This is a genomic window from Frankia sp. CeTa3Moorea, assembly GCF_978021225.1.
Genome location: NZ_CDXDOR010000264.1, coordinates 1 through 3506 on the forward strand (window position 1 = coordinate 1; position 3506 = coordinate 3506).

The window sequence follows — 3506 nt, forward strand, 5'->3', positions numbered from 1 at the left end:
CACGTTGTTCAACCACGTTGTTCAACCGAGATTTCAAGAATCCTGTGCAGTACGGCATTTCGTTCCCTTGGTACGAGTTCCACACTGCTGCGGTCGTCTCCTCAACCGGTATGAGGGCGATGTGCTCTGATACGGCTCTCAGGTGCCGGACGTCGGACGCGTGAGGATACACTCATATCGGTTCTCGGGTTTGACGTCGCTCAGCTCGGCTGCGGTAACGTGCCTCCCGTGCCGGCCGGTGCTGGCCGACACACATCCGGGTGTTCTGCTCGAGAGGAGAAAGAGGGAAAATGGCTCAACAGCAGCAGGTGCAGCAGGTGGAACAGCAGCTGCGGCAGAACTGGCGGCAGATTCGTTACCGAATCCTCGACCAGTTCGGTCAGGTGAGCCCGGCGGACCTTGACTCCGCGACGAGCGTCAACGACCTCGTCCAGCGGATCGCGGACAAGACGCACCACAGCGAGCGGTACGTCGAGAACCGACTCCTGGAGCTTGCGGGAGTAGGCGCGGGTGTTCAGGGTGGAGGAATCGCTGGGGAGCGTTTCGCCTCGGGGCTGGGCGGCGAGCAGCAGCAGGGCCAGCCGTTTGGCGGGGGTCAGCAGTAACCCGATAGACGGGTGATCCGACGACACCGGCCGGAACGCGAAACTCCGCCGGGTTGTCGGGATGATTACTGGTTCCGGTCGTTCGGTTCCGGTCGCTCCGGGGGTACAGCTCAGGCCATCGCCTTCAGGAGCGACCGGAATTCGAGCAGTTCATCGATCAGCTCGATAGTCTTCCCATCGCGTGGTAGCCGCCGCAGTTCGGCCAGCATTGCGTCGGTTTCCTCGAGGGTGGGACGCTCGTTAATAGTGGCGGCTATCGTCACAATGTCGTGCATAGCTGTAATCACCTCACCGTGCTGAGAGTACCGGTTGGCCTGCCCGGCTCGAAGGCGGAAGCCGGGTGATACGTAGAAGGAGGCTCGCACGGCAGGGTTTCTGGAGTGTAAATCGGTGTTTCCTTCGCGTTAATGTATCTCTGATGAAGCTACAAAACGTGACGAATGATGCGTCGCGGGTTCTGGACCTCACCGTCTGTAGAGCCTCCGCGGGTTCATGGATCTCGGTGACCACCCGCGTGTGCACGCACTTCCTTTCCTACCACCCCGGGTGGCCCGACGACCGTCCAGCCGCCCGCCACCCACCGCATCCGGACCGTTCCTGAAGCCTGGCATCGTCCGCCGCCTCGTGGACGCCCTGCCCACCGGTGCCTACCTCGTCCTCACCCATCTCCTCACCCATGCAACCGCCGGCTTCGACCCGGGTCGCGGCCTGCGCGACGTCGTCGGATTCCGCGTCGTCGAGCTGAGTGGCCCGGACCGGCTGACCATCGATTCTCGTTCATAGGCCGGCGCCGTTTGGCGGCGGTGCCGGTGTCTGTGTGGGCGGGCCACCCCGCCCGCCCACACAGACACCTCCGGGTGAGCGCCGTAGGAGGGGTACATCGCTCACCACATCTCCACGTATCACCCAACGATACGCGGACAGGCCGTAGGCATCTTGGGCTGATGTTGCCCATATCGGGATGGTCCGTCTGGGCGACGTCGTCGTTCTTGCTGCGTGAGACGCCTCCCTTGGCCGACAGGTTGCGACCCTCGCGTCGTCTCCGTGATATTGCATCCAGCTTGCGTCGGAGCGTAGCTAGATCTGCACGTAACGAAGCGGTCGACGATATCCTCCGGTCGAAGGATCACTGGATCGACAATTCCATCGGGTTATGGCACAACGAAGCGGGTCGGCTCGTCGTCTATCGCAGCGGAACGGATCGGCTCCGCGGCGGCGACGGCCGCCGCGGGTCGCCGTACCCGGGCGGTTCCCCCCGCCGCCCGTGGGCGGACCGGGCCGGTTGCCCCCTCGCCCGGCACGGTCCGCCTCCATCAACCCACGAGGAGCCCATTCCGGTGATTGAGCACGCTGTCCGCATCGCTCGGACGGTCCTCGTTCCCCGACACCGTTGGGCTAGGAGGCAGCGCGTGACCCGCATGGGCGACGGCCGCGACAGTACGTCCGGCGACCGGTCCGCGGTTGCCACGTTCTCAGCCTCCTTCCACGATGTGGTCGCCAACGTCGAGAAGGTCATCCGCGGCAAGCGTGAGGTGGTGGATCTCGCGACGATCTGCATGTTCGCCGACGGCCATCTCCTCGTCGAGGATGTCCCCGGTCTGGGGAAGACCTCCCTGGCCCGCAGCCTCGCCGCGTCGGTGGGCGCCGGCTGTCATCGCATCCAGTTCACGCCCGACCTGCTGCCCGCGGACATCATTGGGACGATGGTCTACAACCAGCGTGCCGAGGAGTTCGGATTCCGCGGGGGCCCGGTGTTCACCAACCTCGTCATCGGCGATGGGATCAATCGCGCCTCGCCGAAGACGCAGTCGGCTCTGCTGGAGGTCATGGAGGAGGGGCGGGTCACCGTCGATGGGACCGGTTATCCGGTACCGCGGCCCTTCATGGTCGTCGCGACGCAGAACCCGATCGACATGGACGGCACGTACAGCTTGCCCGAGGCCCATCTGGACCGGTTCCTCATGCGATTGCGAATGGGATATCCCTCCCTCGCTGCGGAACTGGAGATCCTCGATGGTCGGCAGCTGGGTCGGCGCATCGAGGATCTGAGACCGGTGATGCGGGCGGAGGACGTGGTGGCCCACGCCGCCCGGACATCTGCCATCCATGTGGCACCCGCCCTCCGGCGGTACATCGTCGATCTGGTCGCCGCGACCCGCACGCTGCCGGATGTCGTCCGCCTGGGGGCGAGCCCACGGGGCAGTATCGCGCTGCTTCGGGCCGTCCAGGTGCGTGCCGCGTCGCAGGGACGGGCCTTCGTGACCCCCGACGACGTCAAAGCGCTGGCCAAGCCGGTCCTGGCACACCGGCTGGTGCTGAGCCCCGAGGCGGAACTGCGCCGCGTCATCGCCGAGGACGTCGTGGACGAGGTCGTCGAGACCATCCCGTCCCCGCGTCGTCTCGTCGGCATCTGACCGTGGCACCCTGGTCGGCCGACATCGGGCGCAGCAGGGTAGGACCGCCGGGGCGGAGCCTACGTAGGTGGCGCAGTCGTAGCGTGTCGGCCAGTGACGGCCCCGGTAGTCGACGGTCGCCACCGCTTCAGCGGGGCACGACGCATCCTGCGGAGCCGGCTGGCTCGGGGGCGCGGCGGCCGGAGGCTGGGCGGGCTCGGACTTCGCCACCGCCGGCGATGGGGACGCGGGGACTCCGGCGGGACCGGCGCCACCCACGTGCGGGAGGGATCCGTTCGCGGGGCTGGTGGGTGCCGGCGTCGGAGCCAACGCCGACGCCGGCGGACCGGACGTGTGCGCCGGGGCTGCGGCGGTCGGTCCCAGACCGTCCGTCGCGAGGGGGGCGTGCGGCCCTTCACCGGGATCAGGACGCGGACGACCTTCCGGCCGGGGAGGTGACCGGAACGCGGGCTCCCGGGTGTTTTCGACGGGTACCGTCGCTCAAGCC

4 protein-coding genes are annotated in these 3506 nt (G+C 66.8%); 3 read left to right on the forward strand and 1 reads right to left on the reverse strand.

All coding sequences use genetic code 11. The annotated features are described in order from the left end of the window. Positions 1-290 precede the first annotated feature (290 nt). Positions 291-605: a hypothetical protein gene (locus AC08OV_RS24015; protein WP_043591342.1), complete on the forward strand. Its 315-nt coding sequence runs from the start codon at positions 291-293 to the stop codon at positions 603-605. 110 nt (positions 606-715) lie between these two features. On the opposite strand, the gene AC08OV_RS24020 is transcribed toward AC08OV_RS24015, so the two are convergent. Continuing rightward, positions 716-880, reverse strand: a complete 165-nt coding sequence (locus tag AC08OV_RS24020) for a hypothetical protein (RefSeq protein WP_476616059.1) — start codon at positions 878-880, stop codon at positions 716-718. A 241-nt stretch (positions 881-1121) separates the two neighbouring features. Between AC08OV_RS24020 and AC08OV_RS24025 the strand changes: the two genes are divergently transcribed. Both AC08OV_RS24025 and AC08OV_RS24030 read left to right on the forward strand, forming a co-directional pair. Beyond that, positions 1122-1388, forward strand: a complete 267-nt coding sequence (locus tag AC08OV_RS24025) for a hypothetical protein (RefSeq protein WP_476616058.1) — start codon at positions 1122-1124, stop codon at positions 1386-1388. A gap of 635 nt (positions 1389-2023) precedes the next feature. Continuing rightward, on the forward strand, positions 2024-3019 hold the full coding sequence (locus AC08OV_RS24030; RefSeq protein WP_476616060.1) for an AAA family ATPase: 996 nt from the start codon (positions 2024-2026) through the stop codon (positions 3017-3019). The last annotated feature ends 487 nt before the right edge of the window (positions 3020-3506 follow it).